Origin of the sequence: Akkermansia massiliensis, assembly GCF_018847375.1 — a bacterium.
Lineage (GTDB): Bacteria > Verrucomicrobiota > Verrucomicrobiia > Verrucomicrobiales > Akkermansiaceae > Akkermansia > Akkermansia massiliensis.
Genome location: NZ_CP072036.1, coordinates 1,432,025 through 1,452,644 on the forward strand (window position 1 = coordinate 1,432,025; position 20,620 = coordinate 1,452,644).

Annotated in this window: 14 protein-coding genes and 2 tRNA genes; 1 reads left to right on the forward strand and 15 read right to left on the reverse strand. The window is 58.2% G+C overall.

What is annotated here, in order from left to right:
• Positions 1 to 81 precede the first annotated feature (81 nt).
• From rpoC to tig, 15 genes are all read right to left on the reverse strand, one after another.
• A complete protein-coding gene (rpoC, locus tag J5W70_RS05955) occupies positions 82 to 4,278 on the reverse strand; it encodes a DNA-directed RNA polymerase subunit beta' (protein WP_022397931.1) in 4,197 nt (1,398 codons plus the stop codon).
• Between the two features lie 72 nt (positions 4,279 to 4,350).
• Positions 4,351 to 8,289, reverse strand: coding sequence for a DNA-directed RNA polymerase subunit beta (gene rpoB, locus J5W70_RS05960; RefSeq protein WP_215833051.1), 3,939 nt, complete (start codon positions 8,287 to 8,289; stop codon positions 4,351 to 4,353).
• A 201-nt stretch (positions 8,290 to 8,490) separates the two neighbouring features.
• On the reverse strand, positions 8,491 to 8,862 hold the full coding sequence (rplL, locus tag J5W70_RS05965; RefSeq protein WP_022396951.1) for a 50S ribosomal protein L7/L12: 372 nt from the start codon (positions 8,860 to 8,862) through the stop codon (positions 8,491 to 8,493).
• 158 nt (positions 8,863 to 9,020) lie between these two features.
• On the reverse strand, positions 9,021 to 9,524 hold the full coding sequence (gene rplJ, locus J5W70_RS05970) for a 50S ribosomal protein L10 (protein WP_022396950.1): 504 nt from the start codon (positions 9,522 to 9,524) through the stop codon (positions 9,021 to 9,023).
• 21 nt (positions 9,525 to 9,545) lie between these two features.
• The gene (rplA, locus tag J5W70_RS05975; RefSeq protein WP_022396949.1) at positions 9,546 to 10,247 is read right to left on the reverse strand and encodes a 50S ribosomal protein L1; all 702 of its coding nucleotides are present in this window, start codon (positions 10,245 to 10,247) and stop codon (positions 9,546 to 9,548) included.
• Positions 10,248 to 10,297: 50 nt separating this feature from the next.
• Positions 10,298 to 10,726 carry a 50S ribosomal protein L11 gene (gene rplK / locus J5W70_RS05980; protein WP_022396948.1) on the reverse strand — a complete coding sequence of 143 codons (429 nt, stop codon included), beginning with the start codon at positions 10,724 to 10,726 and terminating at the stop codon, positions 10,298 to 10,300.
• Positions 10,727 to 10,789: 63 nt separating this feature from the next.
• Positions 10,790 to 11,359, reverse strand: coding sequence for a transcription termination/antitermination protein NusG (gene nusG, locus J5W70_RS05985; protein WP_012420087.1), 570 nt, complete (start codon positions 11,357 to 11,359; stop codon positions 10,790 to 10,792).
• 27 nt (positions 11,360 to 11,386) lie between these two features.
• Positions 11,387 to 11,614: a preprotein translocase subunit SecE gene (locus tag J5W70_RS05990; protein WP_012420088.1), complete on the reverse strand. Its 228-nt coding sequence runs from the start codon at positions 11,612 to 11,614 to the stop codon at positions 11,387 to 11,389.
• A 33-nt stretch (positions 11,615 to 11,647) separates the two neighbouring features.
• A tRNA-Trp gene (locus tag J5W70_RS05995) sits at positions 11,648 to 11,723 on the reverse strand.
• A 94-nt stretch (positions 11,724 to 11,817) separates the two neighbouring features.
• Positions 11,818 to 13,002 carry an elongation factor Tu gene (tuf, locus tag J5W70_RS06000; protein ID WP_022396947.1) on the reverse strand — a complete coding sequence of 395 codons (1,185 nt, stop codon included), beginning with the start codon at positions 13,000 to 13,002 and terminating at the stop codon, positions 11,818 to 11,820.
• Between the two features lie 44 nt (positions 13,003 to 13,046).
• Positions 13,047 to 13,121 (reverse strand) — tRNA-Thr (locus J5W70_RS06005).
• Positions 13,122 to 13,326: 205 nt separating this feature from the next.
• On the reverse strand, positions 13,327 to 14,409 hold the full coding sequence (gene tsaD / locus J5W70_RS06010) for a tRNA (adenosine(37)-N6)-threonylcarbamoyltransferase complex transferase subunit TsaD (RefSeq protein ID WP_022396946.1): 1,083 nt from the start codon (positions 14,407 to 14,409) through the stop codon (positions 13,327 to 13,329).
• Between the two features lie 18 nt (positions 14,410 to 14,427).
• Positions 14,428 to 15,798: an ATP-dependent Clp protease ATP-binding subunit ClpX gene (clpX, locus tag J5W70_RS06015; RefSeq protein WP_022396945.1), complete on the reverse strand. Its 1,371-nt coding sequence runs from the start codon at positions 15,796 to 15,798 to the stop codon at positions 14,428 to 14,430.
• Between the two features lie 36 nt (positions 15,799 to 15,834).
• Positions 15,835 to 16,491 (reverse strand): ATP-dependent Clp protease proteolytic subunit, encoded by a 657-nt coding sequence (locus J5W70_RS06020; protein ID WP_102731544.1) that lies wholly within the window; start codon positions 16,489 to 16,491, stop codon positions 15,835 to 15,837.
• A gap of 122 nt (positions 16,492 to 16,613) precedes the next feature.
• Entirely contained in the window at positions 16,614 to 17,924 is a 1,311-nt protein-coding gene (gene tig, locus J5W70_RS06025) for a trigger factor (protein WP_022396943.1), read from the reverse strand.
• A 367-nt stretch (positions 17,925 to 18,291) separates the two neighbouring features.
• On the opposite strand from tig, the gene bamA reads away from it, so the two are divergent.
• Positions 18,292 to 20,610, forward strand: coding sequence for an outer membrane protein assembly factor BamA (gene bamA, locus J5W70_RS06030; RefSeq protein WP_180971103.1), 2,319 nt, complete (start codon positions 18,292 to 18,294; stop codon positions 20,608 to 20,610).
• Positions 20,611 to 20,620 lie beyond the last annotated feature (10 nt).

Here is a 20,620-nt window from a genome sequence, read left to right on the forward strand (position 1 = left end):
GAAATAACGCGGAGAAGACATAAAAAAGACCGCCCCCCGGAAACGGGGAGCGGCCCTTGAAGTGTGGGTGGAGAGAACAGGTTAGCGTTCGTTGTCGAAGTTGATGGTATCGTTCAACATGTTTTCGGCAAGTTCCGCCGCTTCCTCTTCTTCGCTGGCCGACGCGATTTCTTCTGCGCCCTCTGCGGGTTCCACTTCAATCTTGCTGTAACGGGAGAATCCGGTGCCGGCGGGAATGAGGTGGCCCATGATGACGTTTTCCTTGAAGCCTTCCAGCGTATCGGTCTTGCCGAGGGTGGATGCTTCCGTCAGAACGCGCGTGGTATCCTGGAAGGATGCCGCGGAAATGAAGGATTCCGTTTCCAGGGAGGCCTTCGTGATGCCGAGCAGAACGGGCTTGGCTGCGGCCGGTTGGCCTCCCTGGGCTACGGTTTGTTCATTGATGCGGTCGAACGTAGTCTTGTCCACCTGGTCTCCCCACAGGAATTCGGTATTGCCGGGTTCCGTGATGACTACCTTGCGAAGCATCTGGCGCACGATGATTTCCACATGCTTGTCGTTGATTTCCACACCCTGGAGGCGGTACACTTCCTGAACTTCGTTGACGAGGTGTTCCTGAAGGCGTTCCTTGCCGCAGACATCCAGAATTTCTTCCGGAGAGACGGGGCCTTCCGTAAGCTGGTCGCCCAGATGCACATGGTCGTCTTCATGAACGATAACGTGCTTGTTCATCGGAACCAGATGATCCACCAGTTCGCCCGTGGGTGTTTCAATGGTAATGACCTTCTTGCCGCGGGAGGTATTCTTGCTGCTGAGGCGCACAATGCCCTCCACGCGTGCAATGGTGCAGGCGTCCTTGGGCTTGCGGGCTTCGAACAATTCCGCCACGCGGGGCAGACCGCCGGTGATGTCCTTCGTCTTGGCTACCTTGCGGGGCGTCTTGGCCACCATCGTGCCGGCGGAGATGGTTTCCCCGTCCTTCACGGTGAGGTTGGCGCCTGCGGGAATGGCATGATGAGCCAGAACTTCACGGGTCTTGGCATCGCGGATGACCACCTGCGGGTGAAGTTCCTGCTTGTGTTCCATCACGACAAGAGAGGAGGCGCCGGTTTCCCGGTCCGTTTCCTTGGAAACGGTGATGCCGACGATCATATCCTTGAATTCGACGATGCCGCCCTTTTCTGCAATCACGGGCACGTTGTACGGATCCCAGGTGGCGAGGGTTTCATCCTTCTTGATAGCGCCGCCGTTGGGCACGTACAGGATGGTGCCGATGACGGGCTGGTAGGATTCCAGTTCGCGGCCCTGTTCGTTTTCGATGCGGACGGAGCAGTTTTTATTCAGGACGACGAAGTTGCCGTCTGCGTTTTCCACCGTGCGGAGATCTTCCGTGTAGATGACGCGGCCGTCGTTCTTGGCTTTCACAATGGGCTGCTTGAACGCCGTGGTGGCCGTTCCGCCCACGTGGAACGTACGCATGGTGAGCTGCGTGCCGGGTTCGCCGATGGACTGGGCGGCAATAATGCCGACCGCTTCCCCGATCTTCACTTCCTGTCCGGTGGCCAGGTTCAGGCCGTAGCACTTGGCGCAGCAGCCTTTCTTGAGTTCGCAGGTGAGCACGGAACGGATTTTCAGCCGTTCAATGCCGATTTTTTCCAGTTGTTCCGCCTGCTTTTCGTTAATGAGGTCGTTGATGTCCACGATAACCTCGCCGCTGACGGGGTCAACGATGCGTTCGCAGGAAGTCCGGCCGTAGATACGGGAGGCAAGGGACGCCACTTCTTCGTCGCCGTCATAAATGGCGTGAACGGTGATGCCGTTGCTGGTGCCGCAGTCTTCCGCATGGACGATGACATCCTGGGCCACGTCCACGAGTTTGCGGGTCATGTAGCCGGAGTCCGCCGTTTTCAGGGCGGTATCCGCCAGACCCTTGCGAGCGCCGTGGGTGGAGATGAAGTATTCCAGCACGGAAAGGCCTTCACGGAAGTTGGCCGTGATGGGGCGTTCGATAATTTCGCCGCTGGGTTTCGCCATCAAACCGCGCATGCCGGAGAGCTGCTTGATCTGCGCCTTGTTGCCTCGGGCGCCGGAGTCCACCATCATGAAGAGCGGGCTGGCCATCTTGGAGCCTTCGTTGTGTTCCAGCTTGCGGTACAGAGCCGCCTGGATGACATCCGTAGTCTGAGTCCAGATGTCCACCACCTTCTGATAGCGTTCCCCATCCGTGATGATACCGTTCTTATACTGGCGGGTCACCTTGTCCAGTTCTGCATAGGCTTTTTCAATTTCCGTCTTTTTCTGGGAGGGAACCACCATGTCCACGATGCCGATGGAGCAGCCGGAACGGGTTGCTTCCTTGAAGCCCAGGTTTTTCAGGGCGTCCAGGGTCTGCACGGTACGTTCCTTGCCGACGGTCTGGTAGCAGCGCCAGATAATGTCGCCCATCTGTTTCTTGCCTACGTTACGGTTAATGTAACCGAGTTCCCGGGGCCAGATTTCATTGAAACGCACGCGTCCGGCAGTAGTGATGATAACCTTCTTGGTGACATCCCCATACACCACTTCGGAAGGCTTCTTGCCGTAGTCCGGGTTGTGCAGGCGGATCCAGTCATGGTAGCCGATCTTGCGGGCGGCAATGGCGTATTCCACCTCGTCGATGGATTCGAAGAGGGGAAGATGGTGATGATTATCCTGATTGTTCTGTACTTCCGCAGCACGGGTGTGTGTCAGGAAGTACGCGCCCAGAATGATGTCCTGCGTGGGTGTGGCAATGGGCTTGCCGGAGGCAGGCGAGAAAATATTATTGGGCGCCAGCATGAGCTGGCGGGCTTCCATCTGCGCTTCCACGGACAGAGGCACGTGCACAGCCATCTGGTCGCCGTCGAAGTCCGCGTTGTACGCATTACAGACGAGCGGGTGCAGACGGATGGCGGAGCCTTCAATCAGAACCGGTTCAAAAGCCTGGATGGAGAGGCGGTGCAGGGTGGGCGCGCGGTTGAGCATGACCGGGTGGCCCTTGGTCACTTCTTCCAGGATATCCCACACCTCCGGCGTCTTGCGGTCAATGAGCTTCTTGGCGGAGCGCACCGTGTGCACGTAGCCCAGCTCTTTCAGACGGTGGATGATGAAGGGCTCAAACAGAATGAGCGCCATCTTCTTGGGAAGACCGCACTGGTTGAGTTTCAATTCCGGACCGATAACGATAACGGAGCGGCCGGAGTAGTCCACGCGCTTGCCGAGCAGGTTCTGGCGGAAACGGCCTCCCTTGCCCTTCAGCATGTCGGAGAGGGATTTGAGGGGGCGGTTGCCGGCGCCGGTGACGGCACGACCGTGGCGGCCGTTGTCAAACAGGGCATCCACGGCTTCCTGAAGCATGCGTTTTTCATTACGGATGATGACTTCCGGAGTTTTGAGGCTCAGGAGGGTTTTCAGGCGGTTGTTGCGGTTGATGACGCGGCGGTACAGGTCATTCAGGTCAGACGTTGCGAAACGGCCGCCTTCCAGGGGAACCAGCGGGCGCAGGTCCGGAGGAATGACGGGCAGAACGTTCAAAATCATCCATTCCGGGCGCGTGTTGGACTGAAGGAACCCCTGGGCCAGTTTCAGACGCTTGGCAATCTTGCGCTTGTTCTGTTTGGAGTTGGTATTGTCCAGCTGTTCCTGAAGATCCGCGACGAGGGTGGGCAGATCAATGGCCGCCAGCATTTTCTGGATGGCTTCCGCGCCCATGCCGGCTTCAAAGCTGTCATAGCCGTATTCGTCTTCCGCATTGCGGAATTCTTCTTCCGTCAGGATGGCCCCCTTTTCCAGAGGGGTACTGCCGGGATCTACCACGATGTAGTCTTCATAGTAAATCACGCGTTCCAAATGGCGGGCTGTCATGTCCAGCATAAGGCCAATGCGGCTGGGCATGCATTTGTAAAACCAGATATGGGAAACCGGAACGGCCAGTTCAATATGGCCCATTCGTTCGCGGCGCACGCGCGCGTTGGTTACTTCCACGCCGCAGCGGTCGCAGGTGATGCCCTTATGCTTGATGCGCTTGTACTTGCCGCAGGCGCATTCCATGTCTCGGGTGGGCCCGAAGATGCGTTCGCAGAACAGGCCGCCTTTTTCCGGCTTGAACGTGCGGTAGTTGATGGTTTCCGGGTTGACGACTTCACCGAATGACCAGCTGCGGATGGTATCCGGATCCGCCACGGTGATGGCAACCTGGTCAAAGGTCCGGGGCTTGTCGCTCAGGCCGTGCATTTCCCTGATGGTGGGGGTGTCAGACATATATTGAAAGTTTAAAGGATGTTTGGTGCCCGCCCCCGCGTTTTGCGGCACGGGGGCGGAATGCGGTGGATATTAGAATTTGAGGTCGGAGAAGTCGACGTCCGCCAGGCCGGCCATGTCGTCGCTGTCAAAGCCTTCCGTCATGCCGTCCACGGGAGTGAGATCCGTGCCGCCGAGTTGCAGGGAGGGTTGTTCATCCTTGCTGCCGGGGCGTACGTTCAGCCCCAGGGACTGCATTTCCTTCATCAGAACGTTGAAAGATTCCGGAGTTCCGGCTTCCAGGGTATTATCCCCCTTCACGATGGATTCGTAAATGCGGGTACGGCCCTGAACGTCGTCGGACTTGACGGTGAGAAGTTCCTGGAGGGTATAGGCGGCGCCATAGGCTTCCAGCGCCCACACTTCCATTTCCCCGAAACGCTGACCGCCGTATTGGGCCTTGCCGCCCAGAGGCTGCTGCGTGACCAGGCTGTACGGACCCACGGCGCGGGCGTGAATCTTGTCCGCCACCAGGTGGTTCAGTTTGAGCATGTAGGTCTGGCCTACCACCACCGGGTTATGGAAAGGTTCGCCGGTCAGGCCGTCATAAAGGGTACTCTTCCCTCCCACGGTGCCGTCCTTGCCGTCACCGATCCAGGTGAAACCGTCCACCTTCTTGGCTTCGGACATGTAATTCCAGATGGTTTCTTCACTGATCCCGTCGAACACCGGGGTAGCCACCTTGAAGCCAAGGGCCCTGGCAGCGATGCCGAGGTGGGCTTCAAGCACCTGCCCCACATTCATTCGGGAAGGCACGCCCAAGGGGTTCAGAACGATATCCACCGGAGTACCGTCCGCGAGGAAGGGCATATCCTGTTCCGGGACGATTTTGGCAACGACGCCTTTGTTGCCGTGGCGACCGGCCATCTTGTCACCCACGCCGAGCTTGCGCTTGGCGGCGATATATACTTTAACTTCCTTCAGTCCGCCGGGTTCGGATTCGTCCCCGGATTCCATCTGATCCAGCCTGTGTTCCCGTTCGTCATCCAGTTCCGTAAAGCGGCCTTCAAACGAAGTGATGATTTCCAGAATCTTGTTGCGAATCGGGCTGGGTTCGATTTCGATGTGGTCGTGAACCAGGGCCAGTTTACGCAACAGGGTCTTGGTGATTTTCCTGTTGGCCGGGATGATGATTTCACCGGTCTGTTCATTGACGACGTCCAGCGGGATTTTTTCACCCAGAAGAATATCGGAGAGCTTCTTGGTCAACTGGTCAATGAGCTGCTCCTTCTTCTTTTTATGTTCGTCGTTGATTTTCTTGAACTGCTTTTTCTTTTCCGCGCTGTCTACGACGAGGTCGCCGCGGTGGTGGCCGGAGCCTGTGGAAGAAATGCGCACATCCATCACGATGCCGGTGCAGCCGGAGGGGACACGGAGTGAGGTATCTTTCACTTCTGCGGCCTTTTCACCGAAAATGGCGCGGAGGAGACGTTCTTCCGGAGCCAGTTCCGTTTCCGATTTGGGGGTGATTTTGCCGACGAGGATGTCGCCGGGCTTCACTTCCGCGCCGATGCGGATGACGCCGTCATGATCCAGGTTTTTCAGGGCTTCATCACCGGCGTTCGGGATATCACGGGTGATTTCTTCCGGACCCAGCTTGGTGTCACGGGCCTGAACTTCAAACTCGGAGATATGAATGGAAGTGAAGGTGTCTTCCTTCACGGTTTTTTCGGAGATAACAATAGCGTCTTCGAAGTTGTAACCGTTCCACGGCATATAGGCCACCAGAACATTGCGGCCGAGAGCCAGTTCGCCCTGGTCCGTGTTCGGGCCGTCCGCCAGCACGTCGCCGGTTTTGATTTTGTCGCCGCGGCGCACGATCGGACGCTGGTTGATGCAGGTTCCGGCATTGGAACGCATGAACTTGCGCAGGGGATAGACGTAAACGCCATTGTCGCGGTCCGTGCGCACACTGTCGGGATCGGACAGGAATACTTCCGGACGCACGGGCAGTTCCCCGTCTTTCGTGGTGATGATGACTTCAGCCGTGGCGGAGGCCACGATGCCGTCCGCTTCCGCCAGAACGACGGAACGGGAGTCCCTGGCGCACTTTCCTTCGATGCCGGTTCCCACGTATGGAGATTCCGCTACCATCAGAGGCACGCCCTGGCGCTGCATGTTGGAGCCCATCAGGGCGCGGTTGGCATCGTCATGTTCCAGGAAGGGGATAAGACCGGCGGCGATGGAAACGAGCTGCTTGGGAGAAACGTCCATGTAATGCACGTCTGCCGGATCCACTTCGATGAATTCGCCTTTTTCACGGGCGGTTACGCGGGAGGTCGTGAAGTTGCCCTGTTCGTCCAGCGGGTTATTGGCCTGGGCGATGAGATAGCCTTCTTCCTGATCGGCGGTGACGTATTCGATGGTGTTGGTGACCCGGCCATTTTCCACCTTGCGGTAGGGCGTTTCAATGAATCCGAATTCATTGATGCGGGCGTAGGTGCACATGGAGTTGATCAGACCGATGTTGGGGCCTTCCGGCGTTTCAATCGGGCAGATACGGCCGTAGTGGGAGGGATGCACGTCTCGCACTTCGAATCCGGCGCGGTCGCGGTTCAGGCCGCCGGGCCCCAGGGCGGAGAGGCGGCGCTTGTGCGTCAGTTCCGCAAGGGGGTTGATCTGGTCCATGAACTGGGAGAGCTGGGAACGGCCGAAGAAGTCGCGCACGACGGCGCTGAGGGCCTTCGGGTTGATGAGCTTGCTGGGCGTCACGCCTTCAATGTTCTGGTCAATGAGGGTCATGCGTTCCTTCACCAGGCGTTCCGTGCGGGCGAGGCCCACGCGGCACTGGTTGGCCATGAGTTCGCCCACGGCGCGCACGCGGCGGCTGCCCAGGTGGTCGATGTCGTCCACCATGCCTTCGCCCTTCTTGAGGCGCAGGAGGTACTTGAGGGCGGCCAGGAAGTCTTCCGCCGTCATCAGGCGCTGGTCCAGGCTGGTGTCCAGACCGAGCTTCTGGTTGATCTTGTAGCGGCCCACGCGGGTGAGGTCGTATTTCTTGGGATCGTCAAAGAGCCGCTTGAGCAGCGTGCGGGCCTGGGCGGCCGTGGCGGGATCGCCGGGACGCAGGCGCTTGTAGATTTCCTTGAGGGCGGATTCCTCGTCATGGGCGGGATCCTTCTTCAGGGTCTTGATCAGCACGTCGTCCTCGCTCTGGTCGATGACGTCGATTTCCTTGATGCCGAACTGGAGGAGCTGGCGAACCACGCCCATGTTGAGCTGTTCGAAAGCCTTGGCAAGAACGAGATCCTTGTCCTTGATCGTGTCCACGGCCACGAGGTTGTGCAGGTCTTCCTCCGTCATGTCTTCGCTCAGGGGAAGCGTGCGGATGTCGTAGAACTGGCTGACGATGTCGCGGTCCGTCTTGAAGCCCAGATAACGCATGAACGTCGTCGCAAGGAACTTGCGGCGGCGGCGGCGGCGGTCAAGGTAGACGTAGAGCAGGTCGTTGGTGTCAAACTGGACTTCCAGCCAGGAGCCGCGGTCCGGAATGATGCGGAAGGAGTGGAGCAGTTTGCCGTTCAGGTGCTGGGCGCTTTCAAAGCAGATGCCCGGAGAACGGTGGAGCTGGGACACGATGACGCGTTCGGCGCCGTTGATTACAAAGGTGCCGCGGTTGGTCATCATGGGGAGTTCACCCATGTAGACCGTTTCTTCCTTGGATTCGTTGTCGGACTTGAGCTTGAAGGTGACCTGGAGGGCGGCGCTGTAGGTTTCCCCGGCGCGGATAGCCTCGTAATCGCTCATCTTCGGCTGTTCGATGTCGTAGGAGACGAAGTCGAGCTCAATGTTTTCGTCATAGCTCTTGATAGGAAAGATTTCCTTCAGAACGCCGTGTAACCCGATGTTTTTCCTGGCCGCGGCCGGGGTGTCCTGTTGTAGAAAATCGAAGTATGATTGAAGTTGAATCTCAATAAGGTTCGGAGGTTCGATGACTTCCTTGATATTCCCGAAGTAGAGTCGCTTTGACATGGGCTGCTGTGGCGGAGATGTTATGGGTTTGCATCCTGAAAACCCGGATGCTGGGTTGATTGGTTCCTTCCTTGGGAGACGGAACCGACTGGAAGCGTTTTGACGGGTAAAAAGCCTCTAGTCGGTCACGCGGGATGTGAAGACGAGGAAGCGCAACAGGAGAAAAACGGGTCTTCTCCTGTTGCGCGGGAAGTAAAAAGCTTACTTGACGTCCACCTTGGCGCCAGCTTCTTCCAGCTTGGCTTTGGCGGCGTTAGCTTCGTCCTTGGAGACGGCTTCCAGGATGACGGCGGGGGTGCCTTCAACCAGTTTCTTGGCGTCCACCAAGCCGAGACCGGTCTTCACTTCGCGGACGGCCTTAATCACGGCGATCTTGTTGGCGCCGGCTTCCGTCAGAACGACGTTGAATTCGGTCTTTTCTTCTTCAGCTTCGGCAGGAGCGGCAGCGGCAGCGGCGGCTACGGGAGCAGCGGCGGAAACGCCCCACTTTTCTTCTAGAAGCTTGACGAGGTCGGCAGCTTCCAGGATGGTGAGGGTACCGAGTTCTTCAGCGATTTTGTTAATATCAGCCATTGTATTGTTTTCTAGTTTGGTTTCGAGTCGCGCCAAGAGCCAACTTGGCATTTCAGTTCTCCGGCTGGAGTTCCGACAAGGAACCTGTAGGAGAGTCGGGCCCGGTTTTCACACATTTGGCTAGAGTGCAACCGGGCCGTCCGGTCAAGGGGTTAGTATTAGGCGGCGGGTTCTTCGCTGCCGCCGTTTTCTTTGTCCACATATGCCTGAAGAACTCGGGCAAGAGCGGAGCCGGCCGCGTTGATGGTGCCAAGGAGCTTGGCAAGCAGCTGGTCGCGGGGAGGCAGTTCACCGATGGCGCGGATGTCGTCCGCGGAGAGGATGGCTCCGTCCAGGATCGCCACCTTGTATTCGGCCTTCTTGGAGGCCTTCGCAAAGGTATTGATGGCCTTGGCGGCGGCGGCCACGTCGGACGCGCCGGTCACGAAGGCGGTCTGGCCGACGAGGTGTTCCCCGATGTCGGGAAGGCCTGCATCCGTCAGGGCCGTACGCATGAAGTTGTTCTTGGCTACGTGGCACTGGGCGCCGCAGGCGGCCAGGGCGGAACGCAGGTTGGTGAACTCAGGCACGGTGATCGAGGTGTAGTCCACGACGATCAGGAACGGGGAGGCGTTGACGCGGGCGGTCAGGTCGTCAATGATGATACGCTTGTCAGGATTCATGGTGTGCTAAATCGGTTCGGGTTACAGTTTGGCGATGGAAGCGGTGTCAACCGGCAGACCGGGGCACATGGCGCATGAAACGGTGACGGATTCGATGTAGGCGCCCTTGGCGGAAGCCGGGCGGGCCTTGACGACGGAATCAATCAGAGCAACGATGTTTTCAGTGATGCCTTCGTTGGAGAAGGACAGCTTGCCTACAGCGGCGGAGATGTTGGCGTTCTTGTCAACCTTGTAGTCAACGCGGCCGGCCTTCACTTCCTTCACGGCCTTGGCCGTATCATCCGTAACGGTGCCGGTTTTCGGGTTGGGCATCAGGCCGCGCGGACCCAGCACACGGGCAACCTTGCGAACCTCCGTCATGGCGTCGGGGGTGGCAATGGCCGTGTCAAAGTCGACGAATCCTTCCTGGACCTTCTTGATGAGGTCTTCAAAACCCACGAATTCGGCTCCGGCTTCCTGGGCGGCCTTGGCGGCATCACCCTGGGCGAAGACGAGGACGCGGACGTTCTTACCCGTGCCGTTGGGCAGGGAGACGCTGCCGCGGACCATCTGGTCGGATTTGCGGGGGTCCACGGTCAGGTGGAAGGAAACGGTGACAGTCGGGTCAAATTTCGGGGCCGGGAAAGATTTCATGGTTTCCACGGCTTCCGTGATGCTGTAGTTCTTGTTAGGGGTAACAAGCTTGGCTGCTTCTTGATATCGCTTGCTGCGTTTGGTAGACATGTGTGTATTTGGCAGTGCGTTCGGATTGGTTAATCCTCCTGCGGTGAGTGTTACATACCTTCAACTTCAATGCCCATCTGGCGGGCCTGGCCGGCAAGGATGCGGGCGGCGCGTTCGGGGTCTTTCGTGTTGAGGTCCGGGAGTTTGGTGTTGACGACTTCCATCAGCTTGGCCTTGGAAAGAGTGGCGACCTTCTTTTTGTTCGGTTCGCCGGAGCCGGAGGCGATGCCGGCGGCCTTCTTGAGAAGCAGGCTGCCCGGGGGCTGCTTGGTGATGAAAGAGAATGATTTGTCCTTGTAAACGGTGATGACGGTCGGCAGGAGGTCGCCGGCCTGCTTTTGCGTGGCGGCGTTGAACTCCTTGCAGAATGCCATGATGTTTACACCGGCCTGACCAAGTGCCGGACCCACGGGCGGGGAGGGGTTAGCGGCTCCGGCATTGATCTGGAGCTTGATGATTTTGGTTATTTCTTTTGCCATGGTTTTGCTTTGTTAGCGGAGAAAATGAACGGGAGAAGCTTGCTGCCTGCCGGCGAATGGGGCTCAGGCTTTTTCCACCTGCCAGTATTCCAGGTCCACCGGAGTGGCGCGGCCAAAGATGGAGACGCTGACGCGCAGTTTGCCTTTTTCGGGGTCGATTTCTTCGATGGTGCCTTCCTGGCTCTGGAACGGGCCTTCGCAGACGCGCACGGGATCGCCGACGGCGAATTCCACCTTGGGACGGGCGGCGACGGCTTCCGCGTCCAGCAGGGGCAGAAGATCCTCCACCTCGCGCTTGCGCATGGGCAGGGGAGCGTTGCGGGAACCGGCGATGCTAATGACGCCGTCAATCTGCTGGATGAAGTACCAGAGGTCCTTGTTCAGGGTGCCGTCCGCTTCCAGCAGGTACATGTTGGCATAGACGTACCCGGGGAAGAGTTTGCTGTGGCGTTCCGTCTTTTTGCCGTTGCGCACTTCGGAGATGAGTTCCGTGGGGACTTCCACCCGGTAGATGAAGTCGGAAAGTTCGGCGTCCTTCGCCTTGCGGATAATGCGGTCACGAACGCTGTTTTCCTGTCCGGAGAGGACGTGAAGAACATACCATTGTTCGTGAGGCTCTGGGGTACTGGGCATGATCGGAGAAAGAAAGTGGGAGTAAAACTAGATTGCCAACTGGATGAGGTAGTTGACCACGCTGTGAAGGAAGATGTCGAACGATGCAACAAACGCGCCAAGGAAGACCATGGCAATCAGTACGACGAGAGTGGAACCCCAGAGTTCGCGGAATTTTTTAAAACCTTTCACCTTGGGATCGCTTTCCCAGGGCCAGGTGGTCTTCTTAAGTTCGCCCTTAACTTCGGCGATGAATTGAGAAATCTTGCGAAACATGCTTCAAGGTGGGGTGATGTATTTGGAAAGAAGTGGCAGGTCAGGAGGGACTCGAACCCCCAACTTTTGGTTTTGGAGACCAACGCTCTACCAATTGAACTACTGACCTGTTGGTGTCTCTTCTTTCGTGGGAAATGAGGGGGCCTGCGGGGGAGGCCCCCTCATTAAACCTATGTAGATTCCTCTACAAGTTCCAGGGGAACTTAGTCAAGGATTTCGCTGATACGACCGGCACCCACGGTGCGGCCGCCTTCGCGGATAGCGAATCGCATGGCTTTTTCCATGGCGATCGGAGTGATGAGCTGGACTTCCAGGTTGACGTTGTCGCCGGGCATCACCATTTCCACGCCTTCGGGAAGGGTGCAGCAGCCGGTCACGTCCGTCGTGCGGAAGTAGAACTGCGGGCGGTAGTTGTTGAAGAACGGGGTGTGACGGCCGCCTTCTTCCTTGGTCAGGACGTAAACTTCAGCCTTGAAGTTCTTGTGGGGCTTCACGGTGCCGGGCTTGATGATCACCTGGCCGCGTTCGATGTCTTCCTTCTTCAGGCCGCGGAGGAGCAGGCCAACGTTGTCACCGGCCTGGCCTTCGTCAAGCAGCTTGCGGAACATTTCGATGTCCGTAACGGCGGTCTTCTGGGTGTCCTTGATGCCGATGATTTCGACTTCTTCCATCTTCTTGACGATGCCGCGTTCGATACGGCCGGTAGCCACGGTGCCGCGGCCGGAGATGGAGAACACGTCTTCCACGGGCATGAGGAAGGGCTGGTCCACGGGGCGTTCGGGCTGCGGGATGTAGGAGTCAACGGCAGCCATGAGTTCCATGATGGAGTCTTCAGCGGCGGCGTCGCCTTCCAGAGCCTTAACGGCGGAACCCTTGATGATGGGGGTGTCGTCGCCCGGGAATTCGTATTCGTTGAGAAGTTCGCGGATTTCCATTTCCACGAGTTCGATCAGGTCGGGGTCGTCAACCAGGTCGCACTTGTTCATGTAAACGACGATGGCGGGGACGCCCACCTGGCGGGCAAGGAGGATGTGTTCGCGGGTCTGCGGCATCGGGCCGTCGGAAGCGGCAACCACGAGGATGGCACCGTCCATCTGGGCAGCGCCGGTGATCATGTTCTTCACATAGTCGGCGTGTCCGGGGCAGTCAACGTGGGCATAGTGACGGTTTTCCGTTTCGTATTCAACGTGGGCCGTGGAGATGGTAATGCCGCGTTCGCGTTCTTCGGGAGCGGCGTCGATCTGGTCATAGCCGCGTGCTTCGGCGAAACCCTTCTTAGCGAGCACTGAAGTAATGGCGGCGGTAAGGGAGGTTTTGCCGTGGTCAACGTGACCGATGGTGCCCACGTTCACGTGGGGCTTGTTGCGCTGGAATTGCTCTTTAGCCATAATGTTTTGTTTAGGTTTGGGCTGCTATGGGTCTAGCTTGAAGATGGAGCTTCTGGCGGGAATTGAACCCGCGACCTCATCCTTACCAAGGATGCGCTCTACCCCTGAGCTACAGAAGCATAGACTTCTTCCGCCTTTCGCTGCTCTTAGAGAGTTGTAAATCCGCCCAAACCTGCGGTTCTAGCGGATAAATAGCATCCTCCCGTGTTGCCTGACGAAAAGCGGACGCTATGTTACGTTTTTAAATACGGGATGTCAATGAAAACATGAACATTTTTTTATCATTATGCCGCAAATACGGGGTGTTCATGTGTAATATCTTTATCAGGAATGCGTTGAATATTTGGATCTGTTCAGATCCTCCGTCAATTTGAGATTGGGGTCAACGTCTTCATCCAGAGAGTGGAACAGTCCCCTGCGGGCTTTAAGGCAGGTGACATAGGCGATCATGGCGGCATTGTCCGTCGTCAGGTCAAAGTCCGGCAGGACCAGTTCCACGTTTTCACGGTCGCAGGCGGCTTTCAGGCGGGAGCGCAGTTCCCCGTTGCAGGAGACGCCGCCGGAAACGGAAAGGGTGCGGTGGCCGGAAACGCGCAGGGCATGCAGCGCCTTGTGAATCAGTACGTCCGTCACGGCACGCTGGAAGGAGGCGCAGAGATCGCGCAGGGTCTGTTCCGGCAGGTCGTGAGGGTCGCCGCTTGCCGTCAGCCTGGGGAGGGTGTAGAGAACGGCCGTTTTCAGGCCGGAGAAGGAGACATTGGCCGTGTGCTCCTTCATCAGGGCGCGGGGGAAGGAGAAGGCCTGCGGGTCGCCGTGCGCCGCCATGCGGTCGATTTCCGGGCCGCCGGGGTAGGGGAGGCCGAGCATTTTTCCCACCTTGTCAAAGGCTTCCCCTGCGGCGTCGTCCAGGGAACGGCCCAGGAGGCGGTAGTCCCCCACGCCGCGCACATCCACAAAGAGGGTATGGCCGCCGGAGACGACCATGCCCAGATGGGGAACGGGGCCTCCGGGACGTTTAAGGAAGGGGGAGAGCAAATGGCCTTCCAGATGGTTGACGGAGACGAAGGGCTTTCCCGTCGCCAGCGCCAGCGCCTTGGCCGTGCTGTTGCCCACCAGCAGGGCGGCTACCAGGCCGGGGCCGCCCGTGGCGCCGAAGACATCGATGTCCGCCGGGGTCACGCCGGCTTCACGGCACGCGGCCCGGATGACTCCGGGAAGGTCCGCCGAGTGGTTGCGGGAAGCCAGCTCCGGCACCACGCCGCCGTGCCGGCGGTGGATGGCGATCTGGGAGGAGATGATGGAGGAGAGTATTTCCGGCGCTTTTTCCTCCCCGGCGGAACGCAGGATGGCGACCGCCGTTTCATCACAGGAGGATTCTATTCCCAGAACGGTGAGGGATTCCGGCATGGCGGAGAAGCGGGGGAGTTAGGAGGCCTGGCGGATTTGCGCCGGTTTTTTGTCGGTAACCGTTTCCCTGGTGATGGTGACGGAGTCCGCGTCTTCCATGCTGGGCACCTTGTACATGACGTCCAGCATGAGGGTTTCAAAGATGGAACGCAGGGCGCGGGCTCCCGTGCCGCGTTCCATGGCTTCCGCGGCCATGGCTTTCAGGGCGTCCGGCTGCACATCCAGCCTGGCGCCGTACATGGCGAGCAGTTTGGAGTATTGCTTGACCAGGGCGTTTTTAGGTTCCGTGAGCAGGCGGACGAGCTGGCCTTCATCCAGCTTGGAGAGCGGGCAGAAGATGGGCAGGCGTCCTACGAGCTCCGGAATCATGCCGAAGGAGAAGAGGTCTTCCGGCATCGCCTGGGCCAGGATTTCCTCTTCCGAGTATTCCTTGCGGTCGCGCTGTTCCGTGATGGCTCCGAACCCCATCTGGGTGGCGCCGAGGCGTTTGCGGATGATGTCTTCCAGTCCGACGAAGGCTCCGCCCACGATGAAGAGGATTTTTTCCGTGTTGACGCGGATGTATTCCTGCTGCGGGTGTTTGCGGCCCCCGGTGGGCGGAACGTTGCAGATGGTGCCTTCAATGATTTTCAGCAGGGCCTGCTGCACGCCTTCCCCGGAGACGTCCCGCGTGACGGAGACGTTCTGGGTCTTGCGGCCGATCTTGTCGATTTCATCCACATAGATGATGCCCTGTTCCGCCTTGGCTACGTCAAAGTTCGCGGCCTGGAGAAGGCGCAGGATGATGTTTTCCACGTCTTCCCCCACGTAGCCGGCTTCCGTCAGCGTGGTGGCGTCCACAATGCAGAAGGGGACGTTGAGCATTTTCGCCAGCGTTTTCGCCAGCAGGGTTTTTCCGGAGCCGGTAGGGCCGGCCAGCAGGATGTTGGATTTTTCAATTTCCACGTCGTCCAGGGATTCGTCCTCCAGCATCACGGCGCTCTGGCGCAGACGCATGTAGTGGTTGTACACGGCTACGGAGAGCACTTTTTTGGCGTAATCCTGGCCAATGACGTACTGGTTGAGCGTGGCGCACATTTCTTCCGGCGTGGGCAGCGGTCCTTCGTAGGAGGCCGGGGCTCCCGGCGTTTCCTTGAGCATATCCGCGGCAGCGGCCTTGCGGGCCTCCGCCTGGCACATGGCATAGGCGGAGGGCTCCATGCTCAGAATGCCGCGGATGAAGCGGGTCGCCAGCGGCAGGCCGGTATCCTTCACAATCATGTTGACGCAAATTTCAACGCAATTGTTGCAGATATAGAAGTCTTCTGCTATCTGGATGAGCTTGTCCACCTTGTTCCCGGGCTTGCCGCAGCAGGAACAGGCAGGAATATGAGGGTTGGAACCGGACATGGTTTTTCAGGGAGAGAGAAATGGGGGAGGCAGGGGTCAGGCCTTGGCCTTTTTCTTGTCGTCCCGTCCGTCGGAATGATGCGTCAGCACCTTGTCCACCAGGCCGTAGGCCGCGGCTTCCTCAGCGGTCATGTAGTTGTCGCGGTCGGCGTCCTTTTCAATCTGCTTTTCCGTTTTGCCGGTGTGCTTGGCCAGAATGCCGTTGAGGCGCTTCTTGAGGTTGAACATGAAGCCGATGGTGCGTTCCACGTCGGAGGCGGTGCCCTGGGCGCCGCCGGAAACCTGGTGGATCATCACATGGGAGTTCGGCAGGCAGAAGCGCTTGCCGGGCGTGCCCGCCGCCAGAAGGACGGACCCCATGGAGGCGGCGATGCCCAGGCAGTACGTGTTCACGTCACAGGAGACGAACTGCATCGTGTCGTAAATCGCCAGGCCCGCGGTGACGGAGCCGCCGGGGGAGTTGATGTACACGTGGATGTCTTTTTTCGGGTCGGCCATCTGGAGGAACAGAAGCTGGGCAATCACGGAGTTCGCCACATCGTCGTCAATGGCGGAACCGATGAAGATGACGCGGTCCTTCAGGAGGCGGGAGTAAATGTCAAAGGCTCGTTCGCCGCGGCCGTCTTGCTCCACCACCATGGGGACGTAGTAGGCGTTCATGGGGCTTGATTTGGAAGATTGGTCTTGAAACATGTTTGTTGAAGATGGGATGTTGTTTTATTTAATGTATGCTACCCGTCTGCAGGATGCAAAACGGGGGAGTCGGGCATGTGCGCGCCAACTCCCCCTGGTAAGGTGTCTTGTGCAGAGGAGGGTTATTGCTCGTCTACCGTTACTTTGGCCTCTTTTGTCAGGAAGTCCAGAACCTTGGCTGTCAGCAGGCTCATTCTGATGCCATGCACGCGGCCTTCGCGCTGAAGTTCGCGGATGTAGGACTTGAGGTTCTTTTTCTGCTGGCGGGCCTGGCGGGCCACTTCATTGTAGAGTTCCATTTCCGTGACGGCGATTTTTTCCACCTGGGCCACTTCCTGGAGCATGAAGAAGACCTTGAGGTTGCGCTTGGCTTCCTTTCTGGCTTCTTCGCGGGCTTCCTCCACAAACTTGTCCATGTCCGCCGGGGCGTTCCCGCTGTACATGGCCTGCTGCATCTTCTGCTGGAGGATGCCGTACACTTCGCGTTCCACGACGGCTTCCGGCAGGTTGAAGTCAAGCATGTCCGCCAGCTTTTCCGTGATCTGGTCGGCCTTGGCTTCGTCAATCTGCATGGTCTTGCGCTGGGCCAGGTTTTCCTTCAGGGCGGTTTTCAGTTCTTCCAGGTTCTTGCCGGGAAGCACCTTTTCCGCAAAGGCGTCATCCATGGCCGGGAGCTGCTTTTCACGCACTTCCTTCACGGTGGTGTGGAACACGAGTTCCTTGCCGCGCAGTTCCGCAATCGGGAAGGTATCCGGAATGGTGACGGTGATATCCTTGCTGTCGCCGGCCTTCAAGCCTTCCAGGGCGGAGGCGAAGCCGGGCAGGAACTGGTCTTCCTCCACCTTCATCCACTGGCCGTCGCGGCCTTCCAGGAAGCCTACGGGCTTGCCCGCGGCTTCCGCTACGGGCTTGCCGTCCAGGGTGGTCTTGAAATCAATGATCGCCACGTCATCCTTCTTCGCGGCGCGGTCCACGGGGGTAAATTCCGCAATCTGTTCGGCCAGGGAGTTCAGGGCTTCCTCCACGTCCGCTTCCGTCACTTCGGAGGAGGGGACCTTGACTTCGATGCCCTTGTATTCCGGCAGTTCGAATTCGGGAACCACGGTCATCGCGCTGGTGGCGGTGTAATTTCCCTGGTCGTCGAGGGATTGTTCCGGCTTGCCGAAGTTGAGCACTTTCAATTTGGGATTTTCTTCCAGAGCGGCGGAGCAGGCCGTTTCAAAAAGAGTGTCCAGCAGTTCTTCTTCAATTTCCTTCTTGAAACGTTTTTCAATGATGGACTTGGGCGTTTTGCCGGGGCGGAAGCCGGGCAGCTTGGCTTTGCCGGCGTAGGAATCCACAATAGAGGCGCGGCGCGCGGCCGTGGTTTCTGCGGGGATGGAAGCTTTCAGCGTGGCTGTGCAGTCCGGTTGAATATCAACGTTGATTTCCATAAATAATACGGTCAGTGTTAATTGAAAGTGGTTCTGTCTCGGCTCCGGTATGGCGGCAGCGGTCAAAACACGAGCGGCAATAAATGTAATGAGCGGGTATCTGGAGTGCAAGCTATTGCACGGGAATGACACAATTGCCTTTCTCAGGCGCACATGCGCGCGCAACATAAGAAATGCAGGGCAACTGCGTTCTACGCGGAATCACGTCTTGACTATGCGGACGGAAAAGTCCTTTATATCCCAAGCATTAAGTTCAGCTCTCATGATTCGTCCCGTTTTTTTGTGTGTTTCCTTTCCCCTGATAGCATGTTCGGCTGCTTTGGCCCAGGATAAGACTTCCCTTAACAGAGGCGGCTACGGTTCCGTAATGACCCCGGAACAGGTGGTGCGGGAACTCGGTCCGGAAACGGGGCTTCTGCCCGGTGACCAGGCGTATGAGGGGCGTCCCGTGAAAAGCGTCTCCGTGCGTTATAGAAGCACCGGCAAGACCGTGTCCGAAGACCGCCTGAAAAACCTGCTGGCTACCCAGCCGGGCACCAATTATTCCCCGGAAGTGGTGAACAAGGACTTGGAACGGCTGCTGGAAAGCGGCCTGGTAGGCGGCAATACGACGGTGGCTGTGGAACCTTCCGGCGACGGCGTGACCGTGGTGTTTGAAATGGCGGCCCAGAACCTGCTGGGCGGCGTGGGCTTCCGCGGCAACACCGCGTTCGACAACCGGGATCTTTCCGAGGAATGCGGCTTGAAGGGAGGGGAAGCCCTCAGCGACAAGGCCCTCAGCAGCGCCATCTCCAAGCTGCGCACCTATTATCAGGAAGCCCGGTATCCGGATGTGCGCGTTTCCTATTTTTACCAGAAGACGGAGCGCCCCGGCTTTGTGGACGTGGTTTTTGACATCAATGAAGGCAAGAAGGCCAATATCATCAACATCGATTTTGTAGGCAACGACCACATCAGCGCCAAGGACCTCCGCCAGGTGATGAAGACCAAGGAGAAGGGCTGGCTGACCTGGATTACCAAGTCCGGCCGCATTGACCGCGAGCAATTGGAGGATGATCTGGCGGAACTGGTGACTTATTACCGCAACAAGGGCTACCTGCGCGTCAAGCTGGACAAGGTGGAATACTTTGACGCCGGCAAGGGCAACGAGCAGAAGCTGACGATGAGGATCACGCTTACCGAAGGGCGGCGCTACAAGGTCAATCAGGTCGCCTTCGGCCCCACCAAGGTGTTTACGGCCCAGGAGCTGATTCCCGGCTTGAGCATGTACAACGGGGATACCTATTCCGCCCAGAAGGTGGCCGACGACGTGACGATGATTCGCCGTTATTACGGCTCCCGCGGGTATGCGGACGCCGCCGTGCGCCCGGACATCCAGGAAGTGGGCATTGATCCCAGGACCGGCTACGGGCAGATCAACATTGTTTACCATGTGACGGAAGGTAGCCCCTACCGCGTAGGCAACATCCGCCTGACCGGGAACAACCGCACCAAGGATTACGTCATCCGCCAGGAACTTCCCCTCCAGTCCAACGACCCCATGAATTCCGTGGACCTGGATACCGCCCAGAAGCGTCTCCAGAACCTGAACTATTTTGACATGGTGGACGTGGCCCAGGTGGGTTCCACGCGGCCCGGCTACCGTGACATCAACATTGAAGTGGCGGAAAAACGCACCGGTTCCCTGAACATTGGCGTGGCGTTCTCCTCCATTGAAAGCGTGTACCTCTTCGCGGGCATCACCCAGTCCAACTTCGACATGTATGACTGGTCCTCCTTCGTGGGCGGCGGCCAGCGCTTCGCCATCAATACCCGCGTGGGTTTTGAAACGCAGGATGCCAGCATCTCCTGGGTGGACCCGTGGTTCCTGCACCGCAAGCTGGCCTTCGGCACGGAAATCTTCTACAGCAATTCCACGTACTTCTCCGACTATTACGACCAGCAGAACTACGGCTTTGCCGTTTCCCTGCGCAAACCGATCGGGGAACTGGATTACGTGAAGCTGGAATACCGCCTGGAACAGTACCAGATTGACGCCAAGGGTAACGCCCCCATCTTCTTCTGGCTGCAGGACGGCGATTACCTGCGCAGCCACGTGGAACTTTCCTACACCATTGATACCCGTGACGCGCAAATCTTCCCCCGCAAGGGCGGCAAGTTTGAAGTGCTGGCCGGTTATTCCGGCCTGGGCGGCGATGTGAAGACTTACAACTTCGGCATCAACGGCTCTTATTACTGGAACTTGCGCGGAGACACCATTTTCAGCATCAATGCCGGTGCGGCCACCGTGGATTCCTACGGCGACCATGACGTACCCATTTTTGAACGCCTCTACCTCGGCGGCCCGTACAACATGCGCGGCTTCCGCTTCCGGGACGTGGCTCCGTACAATCCGGCTTTGAGCGGTGATGAAACGATGGGCGGCCGTTCCTCCTTCTTCTGCCAGTTTGAATATTCCATTCCGGTGATTGAAGAAGTGCGCGTCGCCGTGTTCTACGACATCGGCTTCGTCAACGGGGACGCCTTTGACTTCAGCGCATCCAAGATCGTTTCCGACTACGGGATCGGCCTGCGCCTGAACCTGCCCATCGGTCCTCTGGCGGTGGACTATGCCATTCCGATTCAGAAGAACAACGCCATCGACCGCGGAGGACAATTCCAGTTCTATCTCAACTATTCCTACTAATTTTATTCAA